18 protein-coding genes are annotated in these 20,457 nt (G+C 63.8%); 11 read left to right on the top strand and 7 right to left on the bottom strand.

Features of this window, described 5'->3' with window-relative positions:
• Positions 1 to 160: 160 nt before the first annotated feature.
• On the bottom strand, positions 161 to 457 hold the full coding sequence (locus J1C48_RS12720) for a hypothetical protein (RefSeq protein WP_207258220.1): 297 nt from the start codon (positions 455 to 457) through the stop codon (positions 161 to 163).
• 112 nt (positions 458 to 569) lie between these two features.
• Between J1C48_RS12720 and J1C48_RS12715 the strand changes: the two genes are divergently transcribed.
• Positions 570 to 1,472, top strand: coding sequence for a LysR substrate-binding domain-containing protein (locus J1C48_RS12715; RefSeq protein ID WP_207258219.1), 903 nt, complete (start codon positions 570 to 572; stop codon positions 1,470 to 1,472).
• 78 nt (positions 1,473 to 1,550) lie between these two features.
• Here the strand turns inward: J1C48_RS12715 and J1C48_RS19265 are convergent, their stop codons facing one another.
• Positions 1,551 to 2,261, bottom strand: coding sequence for a cell wall hydrolase (locus J1C48_RS19265; RefSeq protein WP_425523503.1), 711 nt, complete (start codon positions 2,259 to 2,261; stop codon positions 1,551 to 1,553).
• Between the two features lie 371 nt (positions 2,262 to 2,632).
• Entirely contained in the window at positions 2,633 to 3,469 is an 837-nt protein-coding gene (locus J1C48_RS12705; protein ID WP_207258218.1) for an AAA family ATPase, read from the bottom strand.
• Between the two features lie 294 nt (positions 3,470 to 3,763).
• Here J1C48_RS12705 and J1C48_RS12700 point away from each other — a divergent pair, with 294 nt between their 5' ends.
• Entirely contained in the window at positions 3,764 to 4,972 is a 1,209-nt protein-coding gene (locus tag J1C48_RS12700) for an MFS transporter (protein WP_231081771.1), read from the top strand.
• Here J1C48_RS12700 and J1C48_RS12695 read toward each other — a convergent pair.
• The gene (locus J1C48_RS12695; RefSeq protein WP_207258217.1) at positions 4,939 to 5,625 is read right to left on the bottom strand and encodes a DapH/DapD/GlmU-related protein; all 687 of its coding nucleotides are present in this window, start codon (positions 5,623 to 5,625) and stop codon (positions 4,939 to 4,941) included. The genes J1C48_RS12700 and J1C48_RS12695 overlap by 34 nt on opposite strands.
• Positions 5,600 to 6,793 carry an OpgC family protein gene (locus tag J1C48_RS12690; protein WP_207258216.1) on the bottom strand — a complete coding sequence of 398 codons (1,194 nt, stop codon included), beginning with the start codon at positions 6,791 to 6,793 and terminating at the stop codon, positions 5,600 to 5,602. Before J1C48_RS12690 ends, J1C48_RS12695 begins: the two co-directional genes overlap by 26 nt.
• Positions 6,794 to 7,176: 383 nt before the next feature.
• Here J1C48_RS12690 and J1C48_RS12685 point away from each other — a divergent pair, with 383 nt between their 5' ends.
• From J1C48_RS12685 to J1C48_RS12675, 3 genes are all read left to right on the top strand, one after another.
• Positions 7,177 to 7,767, top strand: a complete 591-nt coding sequence (locus J1C48_RS12685; protein ID WP_231081770.1) for an SCO family protein — start codon at positions 7,177 to 7,179, stop codon at positions 7,765 to 7,767.
• 296 nt (positions 7,768 to 8,063) lie between these two features.
• Positions 8,064 to 9,974, top strand: coding sequence for a cation:proton antiporter (locus tag J1C48_RS12680; RefSeq protein WP_207258215.1), 1,911 nt, complete (start codon positions 8,064 to 8,066; stop codon positions 9,972 to 9,974).
• Between the two features lie 2 nt (positions 9,975 to 9,976).
• Positions 9,977 to 10,852: a 50S ribosomal protein L11 methyltransferase gene (locus J1C48_RS12675; RefSeq protein ID WP_207258214.1), complete on the top strand. Its 876-nt coding sequence runs from the start codon at positions 9,977 to 9,979 to the stop codon at positions 10,850 to 10,852.
• 75 nt (positions 10,853 to 10,927) lie between these two features.
• On the opposite strand, the gene J1C48_RS12670 is transcribed toward J1C48_RS12675, so the two are convergent.
• The gene (locus J1C48_RS12670; RefSeq protein ID WP_207258213.1) at positions 10,928 to 11,131 is read right to left on the bottom strand and encodes a hypothetical protein; all 204 of its coding nucleotides are present in this window, start codon (positions 11,129 to 11,131) and stop codon (positions 10,928 to 10,930) included.
• A gap of 260 nt (positions 11,132 to 11,391) precedes the next feature.
• On the opposite strand from J1C48_RS12670, the gene J1C48_RS12665 reads away from it, so the two are divergent.
• Together J1C48_RS12665 and J1C48_RS12660 are read left to right on the top strand one after the other, a co-directional pair.
• Positions 11,392 to 13,212: an aminopeptidase P family protein gene (locus tag J1C48_RS12665; protein ID WP_207258212.1), complete on the top strand. Its 1,821-nt coding sequence runs from the start codon at positions 11,392 to 11,394 to the stop codon at positions 13,210 to 13,212.
• A gap of 170 nt (positions 13,213 to 13,382) precedes the next feature.
• Positions 13,383 to 14,015 (top strand): DsbA family protein, encoded by a 633-nt coding sequence (locus J1C48_RS12660; protein ID WP_231081769.1) that lies wholly within the window; start codon positions 13,383 to 13,385, stop codon positions 14,013 to 14,015.
• A gap of 504 nt (positions 14,016 to 14,519) precedes the next feature.
• Here J1C48_RS12660 and J1C48_RS12655 read toward each other — a convergent pair.
• On the bottom strand, positions 14,520 to 15,425 hold the full coding sequence (locus J1C48_RS12655; protein ID WP_207258210.1) for an ATP-binding protein: 906 nt from the start codon (positions 15,423 to 15,425) through the stop codon (positions 14,520 to 14,522).
• A gap of 266 nt (positions 15,426 to 15,691) precedes the next feature.
• Between J1C48_RS12655 and yajC the strand changes: the two genes are divergently transcribed.
• The 4 genes from yajC to J1C48_RS12635 all read left to right on the top strand — a co-directional run bounded on the left by yajC (position 15,692) and on the right by J1C48_RS12635 (position 20,404).
• Positions 15,692 to 16,033 carry a preprotein translocase subunit YajC gene (yajC, locus tag J1C48_RS12650; RefSeq protein WP_207258250.1) on the top strand — a complete coding sequence of 114 codons (342 nt, stop codon included), beginning with the start codon at positions 15,692 to 15,694 and terminating at the stop codon, positions 16,031 to 16,033.
• 130 nt (positions 16,034 to 16,163) lie between these two features.
• Complete coding sequence (secDF, locus tag J1C48_RS12645) at positions 16,164 to 18,752, top strand: protein translocase subunit SecDF (protein ID WP_207258249.1); 2,589 nt, start codon at positions 16,164 to 16,166, stop codon at positions 18,750 to 18,752.
• 2 nt (positions 18,753 to 18,754) lie between these two features.
• Positions 18,755 to 19,138, top strand: a complete 384-nt coding sequence (locus J1C48_RS12640) for an Mth938-like domain-containing protein (RefSeq protein ID WP_207258209.1) — start codon at positions 18,755 to 18,757, stop codon at positions 19,136 to 19,138.
• 411 nt (positions 19,139 to 19,549) lie between these two features.
• Complete coding sequence (locus J1C48_RS12635) at positions 19,550 to 20,404, top strand: phytoene/squalene synthase family protein (RefSeq protein WP_207258208.1); 855 nt, start codon at positions 19,550 to 19,552, stop codon at positions 20,402 to 20,404.
• Positions 20,405 to 20,457 lie beyond the last annotated feature (53 nt).

Raw genomic sequence — 20,457 nt, 5'->3', positions numbered from 1 at the left:
CGCGCAGATCGATGTAACGCGGGAAAGATATTTTATTTCAAGGTTATCATGTGCTTTCTTCTCCGCATCAAAACCAAAGAAGCCGATCTTTCAGCGGACGTGTTTTGATATCGAAGCGTCTTCGTCTTTCGCTGAAGTGGTCGTTTGGTTGTGTGCGTTTTCACTGACGCACAGCGCGCGAGGCTGCGGTGATGCTGTCCGCGCGCTGCATCTGTTGCAGACGGTCGAGAGCGTCGATGCTCAGGGGCAGCCGCGCCGCTGCTTCGACCTGCAAACGTTCGAGTCCGGTGATGTCGCGCAGCGTGTCGGCATCGACCCGCAGCAGCGTCGCCATGGCATTGCGCCGCAGCCTTTGTCGGCGCCGTTTGGCTGTCCAGGACCAGAGCCAGCTGAAACCGGTTTCGTGGTGCACAGCTGCGGTGTCTTCGATCCGAGGCGCATAGACCCAACCCAGCATGGCGTTCTCCTTTGGTGGTGCGGGGGTAATCTGCCGGGAGATGATTGATGAGTCGAACGAAAAGGTTTAAACTGATCTATGAGTATTCGTCATTGACCTGATGGAGTCGTCGATGAATCAACTGGCACCGGTCGTCGCCAATCTCGACGTCGATCTTCTGCGGACCTTCGTGGCCATCTGCGAAACCGGCAATTTCACCCGCGCGGCAGAGCGGGTGTTTCGTTCGCCCTCGGCGGTGAGCCTGCAGGTCAAGAAGCTGGAAGATTTGGTCGGCCGCCCGCTGTTTCGCCGCGAGACGCGCTCGGTGGAGCTGACGATCGATGGTGAATGCCTGCTTGGCTTCGCCCGCAAACTTTTGCGGCTGAACGACGAGGCGCTTGAGCATTTCCGCCGGCCGGTGATGGAGGGGCGAGTGCGGTTTGGCGCGCCGGATGATTCCGGCATCTTCGCGATCCCGGAAATTCTGAAACGCTTCGCCTCGACCCATCCTCAGGTCGAGGTCGAGGTGCGGCTCGACACCAGCGACGAGCTGCGCCGTCGCTGCCTTGCCGGAGACCTCGATGTCGTGTTGTTTACCTGTGAGAACGGCTTCGGTCTGCCGGTGCGTCCCGTGCATACCGAGATGCTGGTCTGGGTTGGAATGAAGAATGGCTGCGCGGCGATGCACGATCCCCTGCCATTGGCCGTGGCGGAGCATGGCTGCTTCTGGCGGTCCCTGGCACTTTCGGCGCTCCAACAGGCCGGGCTCGACTACCGCATCGCATATTCCAGCGGTCAGTGTCAGGCGCAGATTGCCGCTGTCGAGGCCGATCTTGCGGTCGCGGCCCTTCCGACCAGCGTGCTGTCGCCACGGCTTGTGCGGCTCGATGGCGTGGGCGGTCTTCCGCCGATTGGCACTTACAGGGTGGACATGCTCACCCGGGACGGCGCGGGCCCTGTCGCCGAGGCGTTGGCCGAGCACGTCGCGGCGAGTTTTGGCGAGCGGACAGGGCAGAATTTACGGCTGTTCGCCTGACAAAGGGATGCGGATTGACCCCGGCCGGCTCTGCCTCTTGGCCCGACGAGATGCGCAAAGTGCGGCCGTCTTGCAGACTCAATAGCCGCCGTTGGCGCGGATCAGATCGTCGATATCGACCGGTTGCAGCATCGCGCTGCCGGCCGAGCGCGGAACCGGGCGGTTGTCCGCATAGGTGGCCTCCGGCGGCGCTTCCGGCAGCGGCACGGCGGCGGGCTGCTCGATCCGTCGCGGCTGATATTCTGGCTGAGGTTGCGGTGCTATCCGCTGGCTCGCGGGTGCGGTCTGATAGCCCGTCAGCATGACGTTGGCGGCACGGTTCGCAGCCTCCAACCCTTGCGGATTGACGAAGGGCGGATCGCTCCGGCTCCGGGCGTTCTTGCGTTTGTCGTAAAAGACGTTGCCGCCGGCTTCGACGAGATAATGCATGTTGGTGTAGGGGAAGGTCATGCCGGCGGTATGGAAATAGAGCGCCTTGCCGACATAGCGGTGGCGCCCACCATTCAGCACCTTGGTCGCCATTTCGGACGCAAGCTGGCTCCCCCGGCCCATCCGCCGGGTGGTCACGCCGGGGGCAAACTGGTTGGGCTGGGCGACCACGCCACAGACCGTGTCCGGAAAGTGCTGGCTCTCGACGCGGTTCATCACCACGGTGCCGACGGCGAGCATCCCGACCGGGCTCGAGCGGTTGGATTCGAAATACATCACGCGCGTCATGCATTCATGCGCGGTCATCGGCCGGCTGAACAGCGAACCCGATGCGCAGCCCGACAGGCTGGCCACGAGCATGAGGAACGGGGCCGTTCGAAGCGCTTTCGCCGATTTCGGAAGGAGCATTGCAGAACTCGGTGAGCGTGTACGGAGACAGGTTTTCGAGTCTGCGATTTTCGCGTTGAAGCGTTAATGTGGAGTGCGAAATTGGCACGGATATCAGAGAATTCGGCAAGATGGTTAAGAATTGACGAAAAGCTGAACGGTTGGGGCCGTTCGCATGCGCAAGACCGACAATGACAGCAAAATCCGTTCCCAAGATCGGTCGCGCCAACGCACATTCATGTCGGGCGCGCCGACTCCGAACGGTGAGGCGAGGAAGCGAGCTCGCCACGGGCGTCGATCATCATTCTTGCCGCGTCGAACGAAATCGCGTTCCTTGCCGCCGATTACCCCCGGCGCGCCAAAAACGCCAACCGCTCGAACAGATGCACGTCCTGCTCATTCTTCAGCAATGCGCCATGCAGCTTCGGCAAAACCTTGGTTGGGCTCTCGCGCAGATCCTTGGCTTCGACGTCCTCGGCGACCAGCAGGCGGATCCAGTCGAGCGCCTCGGAGGTCGAGGGCTTCTTCTTCAGCCCCGGCTGCTCGCGGATCTCGTAGAATTGGGTGAGGGCGGCGCGCACCAGATCCTGCTTGATGCCGGGATGATGGACGTCGACGATCTGCTGCAGCGTTTCGACATCGGGAAACTGGATATAGTGGAAGAAGCAGCGGCGCAGAAAGGCGTCCGGCAGCTCCTTTTCGTTGTTCGAGGTGATGACGACGATCGGCCGATGGATCGCGGCAATGGTCTCGCCGGTCTCGACCACGTCGAAGCTCATCTTGTCGAGCTCCTGCAACAGGTCGTTGGGAAACTCGATGTCGGCCTTGTCGATCTCGTCGATCAACAGCACCACCCGTTCGCTCGAGGCAAAGGCGTCCCAAAGCTTGCCGGGCTTGATGTAGTTCTTGATGTCGTAGACCCGCTCGTCGCCGAGCTGGCTGTCGCGCAGCCGCGAGACCGCGTCATATTCGTAAAGCCCCTGCGCGGCCCTTGTCGTTGATTTTACCGTCCATTGGATCAGCCGCAGGCCAAGCGCATCGGCGATCTGGAAGGCGAGTTCGGTCTTGCCGGTTCCTGGTTCGCCTTTGACAAGCAGCGGGCGCTCAAGCGTGATCGCGGCATTGACGGCCACCATCAGATCCTTGCCGGCGACGTAGCTCTTTGTTCCGGTAAAGCGCATGGCGGATCCTGGTCTGTCGTTGGAAATCGCTGGCGGTGGAACATCAAAGAGCCGGCCGTCCGGCGCAACCATAAGCGCCTCAGCCAGGGTTGCAAACCGCGGCGCCGCGGCGATTGTCGCAATGTTCGCTGACGGCGCGCGCTGCCTGTCTGGAATGATCGGCGGCGGCCGTTAGGTTACAAGCGTGGATTTGCCGGCCCACTCGCGGAACCGGCTCTGTCACCGGACAGAATGCGTCACCACCGATCGTGCCGCCGAAGGGCTTCGGCGTGCCGCAGTGAGAGGGTTCGTGCCATGAGCGACGCGGCGACGACGATGCCGGCCGATGAGACCGCCGAAGGCAGCGGGCTCGGCCCGATGCTGACATTTCTCTTCGCGGTGTCCTGCGGGGCGCTTGCCGCCAATCTTTACTACGCCCAGCCGCTGGTCGCGCTGATGGGAGCCGATCTCGGCCTGCCGATCGCCGTCGAGAGCGCCATCGTGACGCTCGCCCAGATCGGCTATGCCATTGGCCTCGTCTTCCTGGTGCCGCTCGGCGATCTGTTCGAGAATCGCCGGCTGATCCTCGTCACCATGGCGGCCAATGTGGTGAGCCTCCTGGGGCTGGCCGTCGCGCCCGGTGCCGCCGCGCTCTTTGCCATGATGCTGGTTGTCGGGACGACCTCGGCGGCGGCGCAGATGCTGGTGCCGCTCGCGGCCAATCTGGCGCCGGAAAAGCAGCGCGGCGCGGTGGTCGGCAATGTCATGAGCGGTCTGCTCGGCGGCATTCTGCTCGCCCGGCCGGTGTCCAGCTTTCTCGCCGGCATCGTCGGATGGCGTTGGGTTTTCGGTCTTTCGGGAGCGCTGATCGCCGCACTCGCCGCCATCTCGCTGGCGCTGCTGCCGCGCCGGGTGCCGGCCGGCCAGCGCGGCTATGGCGCGCTCATTCGCTCGCTCGGCCAGCTGTTCGTCACCGAGCCGGTCTTACGCCGGCGCGGGCTCTATCACGCGGCGATGTTCGGCGCCTTCTCGCTGTTCTGGACAGCGGCGCCGATCCTCTTGATGCGTGCGCCGTTCAATTTCACGCCGAGCGGCGTCGCGCTGTTCGCGCTGGCCGGCGTGCTCGGCGTTTTCGCAGCGCCCGTCGCCGGGCGGCTCGCCGATCGCGGTTATACGCGGATCGGCACCACGGCGGCGTTGGCGATGGTGGTGGCGGCCTTTGCTGCGGCGTTGTTCGGGACGCATTCACTCATGGCGCTGATCGTTAGCGCTGTGATGGTCGATCTCGGCGTCCAGGCCAATCTCGTCTTCGGTCAACGGGAGATCTATGGCCTGGCGCCGGATATCCGAAACCGCCTGAACGCCGTCTATATGACCACCTTCTTCATCGGCGGGGCGATCGGTTCGGCCCTGGCGAGTCCTGTGCTGGAGGCGTTCGGTTGGCTCGGCATCTGCGTGATCGGCATGGCGATGCCGGCGGTGGCGCTTTTCTATTTCGTCGTGGTGGACGGCAAAAAGGGCTGACGGCCTTCCCATTTGTCGAGGAAGGCTTCGATCGGCAGCGCCTGCATGTCGGGGATCGCGTCGTAAAGCGTTTCGGGTGGCCAGTCCCACCAGGCGAGCGCGGCGATCCGGGTGGCGATCGGCTCGGCAAAGCGCGGCTTGATCGGCTGGGCCGGGACGCCCGCGACCACGGTGAAGGGCGCGACATCGCGTGTGACCACCGCCCCGGCGCCGATCACCGCGCCGTTGCCGATAAAAACCCCGGGCATAATGACGACGGCGTGGCCGATCCAGACGTCGTGGCCGATCGTCACCGCATCGTCCTTGCGGCGATCGATCACGCTCTGATCGACCGGCAGCCAGCGGAAATACTCGTTCGGCCGGTAGCTGATCTTATGGGTGGTCAACCGCTCCATCGGATGGGCGAGGGCGTTGATCCGGACATTGGCGGCGATCGAACAGAATTTGCCGATGCTCGTATAGACCGCCTCGCCGCCGCGCTCAAAATAGGAAAAGTCCCCTACCGTCACCTCGCGCAGCACGCAGCGCGGGCCGATCTCCGCATGGCGGCCGAGCTTCACCCGTTTCAGCTCCGCCGTCGTCGCAATCCGTGGCTCGGACGGGCGAAAGCGCAATTCTTCGAAGTTCTCAGGACGGGGTGTTTCGGGCGGCATGGCGGATGTCGGCGGTTTCGTTGGCGCTTGCTGGTTCGTCGTAATCCGGGAGCGGATCGGACGCCACCACCAAAGAGCCGGCCCATCTGCCGAAAGCTTGGCGGGCGCTGCGATCGCGGCTGGTGGCGAGCATCAGCTGGATCGCGCAGCCAAGAGCGACAATCGTCAGCTCAAGCGCGAGTGGCAGGCTGGCATTGGCGACGACGGCGGCCGTGGTGATGTCCGCCAGAACGATGCCGGTCAAGAATACGGGGAGGCTGTTGCGCCCGGTGGCAAAGAGCGGGCGCAGGATGCCGTCGGGGGACAGACGTTTCAAAATATCGAGATTGAAGACGACGTAGGCGATGGCCAAGGCATTGATCAGCCGCAACGGTCCCTCGCTGGTCTTGGACACCAGCAGATGCAGCGGACCGCTGTCTGCGAGCTTGCCGACATGGACGATAAGGTTGGCCGGAATCGCGGCGAGGCAGAAGACCAGGGCGGCGACGAACAACGGGCGGGAGAATGGAAAGGGCGTTTGGCCATGCCGCAGCCGCAGGCCGGCGATCAATCCGCAGACGAACACCAATTGCCAGGAGAACGGATTGAAAAACCAGACGCCCTTGGGTTCCGCCAGATTGGTCAGGTTGAGGTGGAAGAGACCTGCGGCAAGCCATAATGCGGCCGACGCCGCGAGGGCGAGCCAGGGCGAGCGGTCGATGGCGACAAAGAACAGCGGGATCGCGGCGACGAGGACGACGTAAAGCGGCAGAATGTCGAGTCCGGCCGGCAGATAACGCAGCAGAACCACGTCGATGCCGATCTGCACGGATGGCGCGAACAGCGGTTCGAGGGCCCATTGCGCGACGAGCTCCTGGCGGTGCGGGAACCGCAGCGTGTAGACGAAGGCGGCGAGAATGGCGAGCAGCGCCAGATGAACCCGATAGAGTTTGAACGCCCGTTTGAATGTGCGTTTGGCGATGGCGAGCGGAGCCGCTGGGCCTTGCGCCGGATGATAGGCCAACGCGGCCGACATGCCGGCCATCGTTACGAACAGCTCGGCCGCATCGGAAAAACCTCGGCTGTGCTGCAGCAACCCGGAGAAGGTCAGATTGCAATGATCGACGAAGATCAGAAGCAGCGAGATGCCGCGCACGAGATCGATGCGATTTTCCCGGATGCGCGACATCGGGGTTGCACTCCGAGAGGAAACGGGTGGCGGCGCCACAGCGCATGATTGCCATGCCAACCTTTGCGCGTGAGTGGAAAAATTATCGCGCATTCGATGGAATCAAGCGCTGGCGTTCATCCGTCGAACTCGCTTATGCCTTATCCCGGAGACGCAGCGCACGGAATGAGGGCTTTCGAGCGGCCGCGATGGCATGATCGCGACGCCCATGCCGTTGGATGCCACGCGGTTGTCACTTGAACGGGCGGTTTCCCTGGTCGCGAAGCGCACCGTGCCTGCGGCTCGTCACTCGTCCCGCTTGACGGCACCCGCTTCGGCGGACACGCGCGAGCCTTGCAAGGCCGCCAGCAGATGACGGCGACGATCGATCGGAGAGCTGGAGCATGAAACCCAAGACGATGATACGCGCGAGCCTGTGGGCGATGGTGCTGCTAATCGCAGGGGCGCTGACTTTTCTTTATGTCGACATGTCCAATCGCGGCGCCGCCGCTGACGGGGCCTACGGCACGCCGTTCACGCTGGTCGACCAGAACGGCAAGACTTTCAGCTCGAAAGAACTCGCTGGCAAGCCCTATGCGCTGTTCTTCGGTTATACGCACTGCCCGGACGTGTGCCCGACGACGCTGTTCGAACTCGCCTCGCGGCGCCAGAAAATCGAGACGCGGGGCGGCGAGTTCGGCATCGTTTTCATCAGCATCGACCCCGAGCGCGATACGCCGGCGATCCTGAAGGACTATGTCAATGCCGTCGATCCGCACATCATCGCGTTGACCGGCAAGTCCGCCGATATCGCCAAGGTCGCCAAGGGATGGGGTGCCTATTACCGCAAGCAGGGCACTGGCGAAGACTATCTGATGGACCACACGGCGACGACCTTCCTGATCGACGCCAAGGGCGATCTCGCCGGCACGCTCGCTTATGGCGAGGATCCCAAGGCGGTGACCGGCAAACTCGACAAGCTCGCCGGCGTCTGACGCGCCCGGCCCGTTCCACGACAGGCCGGCTCACCGGGCGATCCGCGGCGCATCCGGTGGGCGGATCTGCCGTTACAGTCAGTGGCTCGCTCGGCCTGGCTCCAGCATCGGCCCGGAAATCGGAATCGATTTTCGACAGAGCACGATGCGTCGGTTCAAAGGGTGAGAGCGACCTTTCTGCATCCGATAGGACGCAGGGCGCTCTATGGGCCGAACCAAGCCGTGCCTTATGTGTTTCCAGACGATTGATGCTGCCGGGCGAGCCGTCGCCGGCCCGAACCGACAGGATGTCGCCTATGCATGACCTTGCCATGCAAATCGCCGTGATCGGTGTCGCGGGAATTGCCGCGCAATGGTTGGCGTGGCGTTTCCAGATTCCCGCGATCGTCATTCTCCTCGCCGTCGGCCTGATCTTCGGGCCGCTGACGGGCATGATGAATCCGCGGTCCGATTTCGGCGAACTCTACACGCCGCTGGTCTCGACCGCCGTTGCGATCATCCTGTTCGAAGGCGGTTTGACGCTGCGATTGCGTGAGATCCGAGAGACCTCGACGGCGGTGAGGCGGGTGGTGATGGTCTCCGGACCAATGGTCTGGATCATGACGGCGCTCGCCGCCCGCTATGTCGGCGACATGTCGTGGCCGGTGTCGCTGATCCTCGGCGCGCTGCTGGTGGTCACCGGCCCGACGGTGATCATGCCGCTTTTGCGCCACGCGCGACTCAAAGCGCGGCCGGCTTCACTCTTGCGCTGGGAGGCGATCCTCAACGATCCCGTCGGCGCGCTCTTCGCCGTGGTTTCCTTCGAGGCCTATCTGGTGCTGCGTGGCGCCCACGATGCCGAGCATCTGATCGTCACCACTCTTGCGGCCTTGGTCGTTGCGGTGGCGGGCGGCATCCTTGGCGGTCGGGCGCTGACGATCTTCTTCGCGCGCGGCCACGCGCCGGAATATCTGAAAGCGCCGATCCTCTTCGCCGTCGTCGTCGGCATGAACGCCCTCACCAATCTGCTTTTGGAGGAGGCGGGGCTTTTGACGGTGACGATCATGGGCATCACCATGGCCAATTCCAAACTCGCCAGCCTCAATGAACTGCGCAAGTTCAAGGAGACGATCACCGTTCTCCTCGTCTCCGGCCTGTTCATCGTCTTGACCGCGTCGCTGCAGCTCTCGGTGATCATGAGCCTGGAGTGGCGGGTCGTGGTCTTCCTGGCTCTCGTTCTTTTGGTGATTCGCCCGATCGCGATCTTCGTTTCGACGACCGGCGCCGGGCTCGAATTCAAGGAGCGGCTGCTGGTCAGCTGGATCGCCCCGCGCGGTATCGTCGCCGTGGCGGTCGCCGGTCTGTTCGGTACGACGCTGGCGCGGATCGGCGTTGCGGATGCGGACCGGATGGTCGCCTATACCTTCGCCGTCGTCGCCGCGACGATCCTCCTGCACGGCTTTTCGTTAAAGCCGCTTGCCCGGATCCTCGATCTGCGCGTGACCAATCGGCCGGGCATTCTGATCGTCGGCGCCTCACGGTTCTCGATCGCGCTGGCGCGCCGGCTGAAGGCGCAGGAGGTGCCGGTGGTGATCGCCGACGCCAACTGGTCGCACGTCTCCGAGGCGCGGCTTGCCGAGGTCGACGTTTGGTTCGGCGAGATCCTGTCGGAAGAAGCCCATCATTCGTTGGATCTCTCGCGCTTCGATCACATGATCGCGGCGACCGACAACGACGCTTACAACGCTCTGGTCTGTACCGACTTCGGCGCCGAGATCGGCCGCTCGGAAGTCTTTCAGGTCGGCTCGACCAGCAGCGGTCAGCAGACCTCGGGGGCGCGCCATGCGATGCATTTCACCCTCGGCGGCATGCCGCTGTTCAAGCCGCCGCGCACCTACAACCAGCTGCGCGACGACATCATCGATGGCTGGACCTTCCAGGCGACGCGGCTGACACCGGAGTTCGGGCTGGAGCAGTTCTTCGAGACCCGGCCGGAAGGCACGACGCCGGTCTTGTGGATTCAGCCCTCGCAGGACATCGTCTTTGCTGCGGCTGAAGGGGCGGGCGAGCCGGACGTCGGCGACGTCATCATCGCCTTTGGCCCACCCCGGGCCGAGCGTGATCAGGAAAAGATCGTCCGCGGAACCTTGACGGAGCGCGAGGCACGGGCAGAACGGGCACGCAAGACGGCGGAGGACGTCGCCAAGCAGTCCGAGGGGGCCAACTGACCGTGCAGATTCGATATTTCCTAAGGGCGGGAAAGGCGGCCGCCCAAGACGCCTATGTCGGGATCGAGACGATCTTCGAGGATGAAGGCGCACCGATCGCCATCACCGAGATCGACGAAGCGGGCGATGTCTGGGAGGTCGCCGCCTATTTCGACGTCGAGCCGGGCGAGGATCGGGCGGATGCGTTCCGTCATGCCGCCGGGCTCGGGGAGACGGTCGAGATCGGCCGCGAGGAGCTACCCGACAAGGATTGGATGGCGGCGGTTCTGGCCGAGCTGAAGCCGGTGCGCGCCGGCCGCTTCATCGTCCATGGCGCCCATGACCGCAATCAGGTCGGGGCGCACGAACATGCGATCGAAATCGAAGCGGGACTCGCCTTCGGCACCGGTCATCACGGCACCACGGCCGGCTGCCTGACGCTGATCGACCAAGTCGTGCGGCTGCGCCGGCCGCAAGCGGTTCTTGATCTCGGCACCGGGAGCGCGGTGTTGGCCATCGCACTTGCCAAACTCGCCCGGGTGAAGGTGCTCGCGACCGATGTCGATCCGGTCGCCGTCGCGGTCGCGGCCGACAATGCCCACGCCAATGGCGTTGCGGCATTGGTCGAGACGGTGCGGGCCGACGGCTTTGCGACGCCGGCGGTGCGCCAACGGGCGCCGTTCGATCTGATCGTCGCCAATATTCTTGCCGGCCCGCTGATGATGCTGTCGCCGGAGTTTCGCCGGCATTCGGCACTCGGTGCCGACGTCATTTTGTCCGGCATTCTCATCAAGCAGGCGGCTGCGGTGCGGGCCGCGTTCCGGGCGCAGGGCTTTGTCCATTGCCGGACGCTGGTGATGGGCGAATGGGTGGCGCTGCATCTTCGCGCCGCGGGTTGAACGGAAAAGCCCGGCGGCCACTATGGAATCCGCCGGGCTTTCATATCGTAGAAGCCTGAGATAGGCGCGGCGCTGTTACGAGCGCTGCGGAGCGCGGCTTTCGAAATTCGAGACGGTCTCGCCGCCGAAGACGTCGGGGTGGAAGCGCTTGCCGTAGTGGCTGGCGATGTAGCGGCGCGCTTCGCGCTCGCGGGCTTCCATCATCCGATTGATAACCGTGCGCATGATGCCGGCATTTTGCTGGCGCTGGCGGTCGTTGGTGCGGTCGTTGCTGGCCATGGTGCAATCTCCTTCAGAAAGCTGTTTTCGGCCTCCCGTTGCAGTGCAATATGACGCTGGCTGAGCGGCTTCGGTAGCGGTTCCGTTGCATAGGTCCTATCCGCTGTCTGCAACGCGACAGGGCTTGGTCGGTCTTCGGGCAAAATGCTGCGAGCGGTGGCTTTGAGAGCGGCTGCGAACGCTCCGACCTTGCGGTCAGGCTGGAAATTTCGGACACATCGCAAACGGCGTCGCGGCGCTCTCGGCAAGCAGGGGCGAACATGTTTCAGAGTTTCGACAATCCGATTGATTTCTCGAACAGCGCCGCGCGGATCGGCGCGTTGCGCAAGCTGCTTCGCGAGCGCGGTGTCGACGGCTTCATCGTGCCGCGCGCCGACGAGCATCAGGGCGAATACATCCCGCCCTCCGCGGCTCGGCTGGAATGGCTGACCGGTTTTAGCGGTTCGGCCGGGGTGGTCGTCATCCTTGGCGACAAGGCCGCGATCCTCGTCGACGGGCGCTATACGCTGCAGGTTCGCCAGCAGGTCGACTTGGCTGTGGTGACGCCGCTGTCGTCGCTGGAAACGCCTCTCAGCGCCGTTCTCGAAGCGGAAGGGGCCGGCAAGACAATCGCCTATGATCCGTGGCTGCATACCGTTGGCGAGGTCCGGCGCCTCGCCGAGATCCTGCAGAAAGTCGGCGGCAAGCTGGTCGCGATGGCTGACAATCCCGTCGACTGCATCTGGAACGACCGACCCGCGCCGCCGAAGGGCCAGGCGTTTGTCCAGGACGACGCGCTGGCCGGTCGCAGCGCGGCGGACAAGCTTGCCGAGATCCGGGCGGCGATCATCAAGCACAAGGCCGACCTGACGGTGCTGACCGACCCCTCGTCGGTCGCCTGGACGTTCAATCTGCGTGGGTCCGACATCGCCCATAACCCGCTGATGCTGAGCTTTGCCATTGTGCCGGCGACGGGCGAGGCGCAGCTTTACGTCGATCCGGAGAAGATCGACGCGGCGCTCGAAGCGCATTTGAAGCCGCTTGTTGCGCTCAGGACGCCCGACCGTTTCGAAAGCGATTTGGCGAAGATGGCCAAGCAACAGATTGTGGCTCTTGATCCCAATCTGGCGGCCGCGCGCCTCGGGGAAATCGCCGCGAGCGCGGGCGGGACCGTCGTCGATCTCGCCGATCCGGCGCAGCGGCCGCGGGCAACCAAGAACGCTGGCGAACTTGCCGGCAGCCGCGCGGCGCACCAGCGTGACGGCGTCGCCATGGTCAAATTCCTGGCCTGGCTGGTGCGCCAGGAGCCGGGGACGATCGATGAAATCACCGCGGCCGAGACGCTGGAGCGTTGCCGTGTCGAGGCCGGAGAGGCGGCGGGCATGCCGCTGGTGGACATCTCCTTCGACACGATCGCGGCGGCCGGGCCGAACGGGGCCATCGCCCATTACCGGGTCAACCGCGAATCGAATCGGGTGCTCGGCCCGGGCGAACTCTTCCTCATCGATTCCGGCGGGCAGTACCGCGATGGCACGACCGACATCACCCGCACCGTGCCGATCGGGGCGCCCGACACGCTGATGCGCACGCGCTTCACCCAGGTTCTGAAGGGCATGATCGCCATCTCGCTCGCTCGCTTTCCGAAGGGCACCCGCGGCGTCGATCTCGATCCGCTGGCCCGAATCGCATTGTGGAAGGCCGGCTGCGACTATGCCCACGGCACCGGCCACGGCGTCGGCGCGTTTCTGGCGGTTCATGAGGGGCCGCAGTCGATCTCGCGCCGGGGCATGGCGGTGCTGGAGCCCGGCATGATCGTTTCCAATGAGCCCGGCTACTACAAAGAGGGCGTCTTCGGGATCCGCATCGAAAACCTGCTGGTCGTCACCGAGCCCGCGCCGATCGAGGCGGGCGATGCGCTGATGCTCGGCTTTGAGACGCTGACGCTTGCGCCGATCGATCGGCGGTTGATCGATGCGACGCTGCTTGGCGAGGATGAGCGCCAGTGGCTGAACGCTTATCACCGGCGGGTGCGCGAGGCGCTTTCACCGCATCTTTCAGCGCAGGACGCCACCTGGCTGGAGGCTGTCACACGGCCCTTGTGATGATCCGGTGAACAGGATCGTTGCCACAGTGAGGCCCGCAGGCTTTGCTCGCTGGCGCGTCCGGCCACCGCTGTGGCGGTGAACGATCTGTCGACGCCTTGGAACCTTCGGTTTGTGCCATGCTTGGGCTCAAGAAGAGCCCCGGCCACTCGAACCGAAGGAACAGGGTCGTGATTCCCCATCTTGTTTATTTCGCCGATCCGATGTGCTCGTGGTGCTGGGGCTTCTCTCCGACCATCGACGCCATCGCCAAGGCCCATCCCGATCTTGCCATCCGCCTCGTGCTGGGGGGCTTGCGGCCGTTCAACGACCGACCGATGGACGAGCAGGCGAAGGCGGAAATTCGTCATCATTGGGAGCATGTGGAGGCGGCGAGCGGCCAGCCCTTCGACTATGCTTTCTTCGATCGCGAGAGTTTCGTCTACGACACCGAGCCGGCGGCGCGGGCGGTGGTGGCAGCGCGGCGGCTCGATCCCGCGCATGTTTTTCCGCTAAAGCAGCGGATTTCGCGGGCTTTTTATGCGGAAAACCGCGACGTGACGAAGCGTGAGGTGCTGGCTAATCTGGCAGTCGCCGAGGGTCTTGATCGAGATGCGTTCCTGCCAGCTTTCGACGATGAGGCGACCAAGCAGGAAACGCTTGCGGACTTTGCCGTCACCCAATCCTCCGGCGTGACCGGCTTTCCAACCTTGGTGGCGGGGCCGGTCGACGGCCGGGAAGGCCATTATGCGGCGCTTGCGATCGGGTTTCGTCCGGCCGATCAGGTGCTTGCCGCGATTGAGGCGTTTCTCGGCGCAAACTGAACCGAATCTTCCGCAGCGTCCTGGAGAAAAATTGATAAGTGTTTAAAACAAAATCTCGACAGTTTTGCACAATTGTGATCTTTTAGTTGCAGATAATCGCGGGTCTGGGGGCGGGGCTCGGCTATTTAATCGCATAGGTTGTTTTTTTGATGGCGTGCGGTTGTGATCGGATTTTGGCGGTGATCAAGACGTGATCGTCCCGTCACCGGATGGGGCTGGTTCGTGGAGTGTGGGTTGGCGGATTGGGCGATGCCGTACCTGGTTGTCGCGCTGAGCCAATCAGAAGATCGACGCGTCGCCGGCAGAGCCGACGGCGAGCCGAAGGGTGTGTGCCGGCAGGAGGGGCGCCTGCCGGCCTCACCTTTTTTGGGCCTACCTCACCTTCTCGTGCGTCGCGCCCGCATATCGATCCCTTGGCCCTGCGCACGATCAAGCCTGCCGGTCTGGGCTGATGGCTTTCGGCGATCTTGAACAGCTGATCGGCTGGTCCGGCCTCGACAAGGGTCAGCCTGGTCGGCCCTCGGCGATCTCCAAGCGGCGGCCATGTTCGCCGGCCAAATTCATCATGAACTGGTGGGCGACCCGCCCCGAGCGGCTGCCGCGTGTCGTCGCCCATTCCAGCGCGGCGCGGCGCAGTTCGTCCGGCGTCACCGTGTCGCAGAGCCCGTACGCTGCGACATAGCCGTCGATCATCGCCAGATATTGATCCTGGCTGCAATTGTGGAATCCCAGCCACAAGCCGAAGCGATCCGACAGCGACACCTTTTCCTCAACCGCCTCGCCGGGATTGATTGCCGTTGCGCGCTCGTTCTCGATCATGTCTCGCGGCAGAAGATGCCGGCGGTTCGACGTGGCGTAGAACAGCACATTGTCTGGCCGTCCCTCGACGCCGCCTTCAAGAGCGGCCTTCAGAGATTTGTAGGCGGTGTCGTCGTGATCGAAGGAGAGATCGTCGCAGAATAACAGCACCGGGGCAGGGGCGGCTACGAGTTGATCCATCAGCTCCGGCAGGTGCGCGATATCTTCGCGCGGGATTTCGACCAGCTTGAGCGGGGCCTGGGCGGAGCCATGAAGCTCTGCGTTGACCGAGGCGTGCACCGCTTTCACGAGCGACGACTTTCCCATGCCGCGTGCGCCCCAAAGCAGTGCGTTATTGGCGGGCAGACCCTTGGCAAAGCGCAGCGTGTTGTCGAACAGGATGTCGCGCGAGCGATCGATGCCTTTCAACAGCGTGATCGGCACGCGATTGACCTTCGGAACGGCCTTCAACCCTTTCTTCGGATCGAAGACAAAGCAGTCGGCTGCCGCAAAGTCGGGCTTGGCCGGGCGCGACGGCAGAGCTTCGGCGAGCCGTTCGGCGATCGATTCGAGCGCGATCGCGATCCGCGAGAGGTCGGCGGGTGAGGTCATCGAGGCTTTTCCTCCGTGGTCAAAACGCAACGGCGCGCATCATGTGGAGCACGGGCGTTCACGTCGCACTGACGGGTTGGTGACAGCATTGTAATGGCATAAGCGGCCCTGCGGCGGGCTGTAAATGCCGCAGCTTGTTGCAAAGGCATAGGCCGATCGTATATTGCGGCCACGTCCAGACAGGTCTCTTGGAGATCTTGGGCGCCGTCGGCGGGACGTTCGTTTCGACGCGCTTTTGTTGCAAACTCATTCTTGCGAGGTCGATGATGTTCGTGTCCGAGGCTTTCGCCCAGACCGGTGCCACTGCTGCCGGTGGGAGCGAATTGCTGATCAGTGTTCTTCCGTTTATCGCGGTTTTCGCGATCATGTATTTCCTGATCATCCGCCCCCAGCGGTCGCAGATGAAAAAGCGCGAGGAGATGCTGAAGAACATTCGGCGCGGCGACACGGTCGTCACCGGTGGTGGCATCGTCGGCAAGGTGACCAAGGTCCACGACAACGGCGAACTGGAAGTCCAGATCTCCGATCAGGTTCGCGTCCGGGTGCTGCAGGGAACGCTCAGCGACGTCCGCGTCAAGGGCGAGCCGGCCGCCGCCAACAGCAAGTAGCAGGCGGCACGGGCCGCAGGTCCGCCATGCCGCAGATCCGAGCCGCTCCGCTCTCAACTCTAGCGGGACGGCGACAGACGCCGAAACCGGTTCCAACGCCTTGGCGCGAGCCGACATCTCCGAGACCGACATGCTGTATTTCTCGCGCTGGAAGACGATCCTCATCTGGCTGACGGTGCTGATAGGCCTCGCCTATGCCGCTCCCAACGTTCTTCCGCGGAGCTGGACCGAGGGGCTGCCGAGCTGGCTGCCCGACAAGTCGGTGACGCTCGGTCTCGATCTTCAGGGCGGTTCTTATATTTTGCTGGAGGTCGACCGGGCCTCGCTCGTCAAGGAGCGTCTGCAGTCGGTGCAGGACGAGGTCCGTCAGCTGCTGCGCCAAAAGCGCATCGGCTACTCGGCGATTGCCACCAAGGACCACACCATCTCGGTTCGGCTGCGCGATCCGGCGCAGGCTTCAGACGCGCAGTCGGCGCTCGAGCAGTTGACCCAGCCGATTTCCAGCGGCCTGATGTCCGGTGGCTCCGTCGCCGAAGTCGAGTTGGCGCAGCCGCAAGCCGGCGTCATCACCGCCACCTTGACCGATCAGGGCATCGCTTACCGCGTGTCGACGGCGGTGACGCAGTCGATCGAAGTCGTGCGTCGGCGTGTTGACGAGCTCGGCACCACCGAGCCGATCATCCAGCGCCAAGGCGCCGACCGCATCATGGTCCAGGTGCCGGGCCTCGGCGATCCGAAGCGGTTGAAGGAACTGCTCAACCAGACCGCCAAACTCACCTTCCAATTGGTCGATCAGAGCGAGAACGCCGAGACGGTCGCCAAGGGCGGACGAGTGCCGCCGGGCGACGTGCTGCTCTACACCAACGACAAGCCGGCCCGACCGATCCTGGTGAAGCGACAGGTGATGGTCTCGGGTGAAAATCTCACCGACGCGCAGCCGGGCTTCGATCAGCAGACCAACGAGCCGGTGGTCAACATTCGCTTCGACTCGCAAGGCGCCCAGCGCTTCGGCCGGGTCACCCAGGCCAATGTCGGCAAGCCTTTCGCCATCGTTCTCGATGACAAGGTGCTGTCGGCGCCGGTGATCCGCACCGCCATTCTCGGGGGGCAGGCGCAGATCAGCGGCAGCTTCACGGTCCAGTCAGCCAACGATTTGGCGGTGCTGTTGCGGGCCGGGGCGCTGCCGGCGACGCTCAATATCATCGAAGAGCGAACCGTCGGGCCGGGCCTTGGCGCCGACTCGATCGACGCCGGCGAGATGGCCGGCGTGATCGGCGCGGTGGCGGTCGTCGTCTTCATGCTCGCGGCCTATGGCTTCCTCGGTGTCATCGCCAATATCGCTTTGGCCGCCAACCTGATCCTTCTGTTCGCGGTCCTCACGGTGATCGGGGCGACCCTGACACTGCCTGGTATCGCCGGTATCGTGCTGACGCTCGGCATGGCGGTCGATTCGAACGTTTTGATCTATGAGCGGATCCGCGACGAGCGGCGGCAGGGACGCTCGGTCGTGCAGGCGATCGACGCCGGCTTTCAGAAGGCCCTGGCGACGATTCTTGACGCCAACATCACCACGCTGATTGCCGCTGTCGTCCTGTTCTTCCTCGGCAGCGGCCCGGTGCGCGGCTTCGCCGTGACGTTGGCGATCGGTATTCTGACCACCGTTTTCACCGCCTTCACGCTGACGCGCTGGCTGGTCGCCGCATGGGTGCGCCGCCGGCGCCCGAAGGAGCTGCCGAAAGGTTATCTGCGCCTCGTGCCCGAGGTGACGAAGATCCCGTTCATGAAGGTCCGTCTGAAGATCTTCGGCGTGTCGATGGCGCTCTGCATCGCCTCGATCGTCTCGCTCTTTGCCATCGGCCCGAATTTCGGCATCGACTTCACCGGCGGCACCTTGATCGAGGTGCAGGCCAAGCAGGGCGCGGCCGATACCGGCGACATCCGCACCCAGCTGACCAAGGCGGGCATCGCCGACCCGCAGGTGCAGGAGTTCGGCACCCAGAACGAGGCGCTGATCCGGATCGGCGCCTTCGGTGAGGTGTCCGACTCATCCCAGCAGAAACTGGTCGACACGGCCAGCCAGGCGCTGTCGCAGACATATGATATCCGGCGGACCGAAGTCGTCGGCCCAACGGTCTCCGGCGAACTCGCCTGGGCCGCGATCATCGGCGTTCTCGCGTCGCTGGTCGCGATCCTGGTCTATGTCTGGCTGCGCTTCGAGTGGCAGTTCGCCCTCGGTGCGATCATCGCCACCGTCAACGATGTCATCCTGACTCTCGGCTTCATTACCGTGACGCAGCTCGACGTCAGCCTGTCGACGGTCGCGGCGATCCTGACCATCGTCGGCTATTCGCTGAACGACACCGTCGTCATCTACGACCGCGTCCGCGAGAATCTGCGGCGGTTCAAGAAGATGCCGCTCGGCCAGTTGCTCGATCTGTCCGACAACGAGATGCTGTCGCGCACGACCATGACGTCGGCGACGACCGTGCTCGCACTGGCCGCGCTGTTCGTCTTCGGTGGCGAGGTGATCCGCTCCTTTGTCGCCTCGATGTTGTTCGGCGTGATCATCGGCACCTTCTCGTCGATTTTCGTCGCCGCGCCGGTGCTGGTTTTCTTCAATCTACGCTCGACCGATGCGGCGGAAGCCGCCAGGGCGGCGGACCTTGACGAGAAGAAGAAGGCGGCCGAGCCTGGGCAGATCAGCGCCGGGCAGGCCTGATCATGGTGCAGGGAATCGAAATCCGGGAAGCGCATTTTCCTGGCCGCGCGCCGATCGAGGCGTATGGCAATGGCGGTTTCCGCTTTGCCGAGATGTCGCATCGGGGCTCGATCCTGTGCCTGCCATCCGGCATCTACGGCTGGTCGGCGACGGCGGAAGAGCCGTTTTTGGGCGAGCGGCTCGAGCGGATTTTCGATGAGGAGATTCGCTTTTTGCTGTTTGGCACGGGCAAGAATATCCGCCGGTTGCCGCCGGGCCTTGCCGAGCGCCTGAAGCGGGCCGGCATCTCCTGCGATCCGATGTCGACCGGAGCGGCGGTGCGCACCTTCAACATCATGCTTTCCGAGGGCCGTCCGGTCGGCGCCGCTCTCGTCGCCGTCGACTGAGCTGGCGCCATCTGGTGCCGGCCGTCGCGGTTGGCAAACTGCTTGACGCTAGAGCGGGATGCGATGAACTGGAATCGCCATTTCGCTCCAAGCCATTGTTTTACCGCATGATGTGACCCGAAAAGTCGTGCAACTTTTCGGCACCATGCTCTATCCGCTCGCGCCTTCGTTGGAGCGGAATGCGATGAACTGAAATCGTCATTCTGCTCCCGGTCATTATTTTGACGCATGATGTGATCCGAAAAGTCATGCAACTTTTCGGATCACATCATGCTCTAACAGCATCGGCCTGAACATCGGAATCGATTTTCGGCAAAGCACGATGCGTCGATTCAAAGGTCGCTCTCGGACGACGCCGACGCTTGCAACTTGCCCGTCATTCGAACCGGACGGGCCGATCAGGATCACCGCATGAGCGCCAGCCCGAGCGACACCTGCCACGACCTCGTCGAGGCCGAAGATCGCGACCGGGCATTGTCGTTGGCCTTCGCGCCGGCCGATCGACGCGGTGATCTCGCCGCGCTTTACGCCTTCAATATCGAGATCGCCAAGGTGCGCGATCAGATCCGCCAGCCGTTGCCTGGGGAGATCCGCCTGCAATGGTGGCGGGACGTGATCGCCGGCGGCGGATCGGAGAAGGGCGCAGCGGGGGGCGGTGAGGCCGGCCATCCGGTGGCGAGCCGGCTGCTCCAGACGATCGAGCGCCATCATCTGTCCAAGGCGGCGTTCGACCGGATGCTCGAAGCGCGGGCCTTCGATCTTTATGACGATCCGATGCCGAGCCGTGAGCATTTCGAGGCCTATGCCGGTGAAACCGCCTCGACGCTGATTATGCTCGCCGCGACGATTTTGTCGCCCGCCGATGCCGGTCAGATTGCCGATGCGGCGGGGCACGCCGGCGTCGCCCAGACGGTGGCAGGGGTGTTGCGCCTGCTGCCGATCCATCGCGCGCGCGGGCAGTGCTATCTGCCGGCCGACATTCTCGCGGCAGCCGGCTGTTCGCCCGAGGTGCTGAATGCCGGGGAGGCGGAGCCGTCGCAGCGGGCAATGGCCGCGATGGTGGCCTTTGGCCGTTATCATGTCGGCGAAGCGCGCCGCCATTCTCGTCGGCTGCCGAAGCCGGTTCGGGCCGCCTTCCTGCCGGCCTGGCTCGCCTCGCCATATTTGGACCGTATCGAACGGTCAGGAGCGAACGTGCTGCGCCAATCGCCAGACCTTTCGGCACCGCGCAAGGTGTTCGCTTACTGGCGGGCGATGCGCGGCTGAGCGTGTCGCGGCGCAACGGTCGGCATGGCACCGGGTGGTGCGGCTTTGGCGCC

It is taken from the genome of Jiella flava, from assembly GCF_017349315.1.
Taxonomy (GTDB): Bacteria; Pseudomonadota; Alphaproteobacteria; order Rhizobiales; family Rhizobiaceae; genus Jiella; species Jiella flava.
The sequence above is the reverse complement of the archived record's forward strand: the minus strand, read 5'-3'. Positions and strand labels throughout refer to the sequence as shown.